Origin of the sequence: Vibrio qingdaonensis (genome assembly GCF_026191675.1) — a bacterium.
GTDB lineage: Bacteria > Pseudomonadota > Gammaproteobacteria > Enterobacterales > Vibrionaceae > Vibrio > Vibrio qingdaonensis.
Window position 1 is genome coordinate 1 of record NZ_JAKRRY010000171.1, and the last position, 413, is coordinate 413.

Below are 413 nucleotides of genomic sequence, written 5' to 3' on the forward strand. Positions count from 1 at the left end.
CGCGGTCGGTAATGTGGGGGATGACAACAGCACACAGGCGCTGGCCATTACCCCGACCTTGAGTATTGGTGCCATCAATGGGGGCAAGACCATCAACACCACGGACGCGAGCGCCGTTGCCATTAGCGGCAGCAGCACCCGGTTTGAGGACGGGGAAACGTTGAGCGTCGTCGCGAGTGATAGCGTGGGGGGCAAGACCAGTGAGGTGGCGGTGGCGGTCACGGCGGATGGCAGTTGGAGCTTGAGCTTAGACATGAGTGGCTTGCAAGACGGCGCCATCACTTTGAGCGTGAGCGGCACCAACAACCTCGGCGCGGTTGCAACCACGGTGACAGACAGCAGCGTGTCGATGTCACGACTCAAACCCACGTTAACGGGGGCGACGTTTAACCCCACGCACCAAGCGATTGGTG

At 61.0% G+C, this 413-nt stretch carries 1 pseudogene; it reads left to right on the plus strand.

Going from position 1 to position 413, the window contains the following annotated elements:
- Positions 1-160 precede the first annotated feature (160 nt).
- Positions 161-413 (plus strand): annotated as a pseudogene (locus MD535_RS25875) (hypothetical protein); the annotation flags it as partial.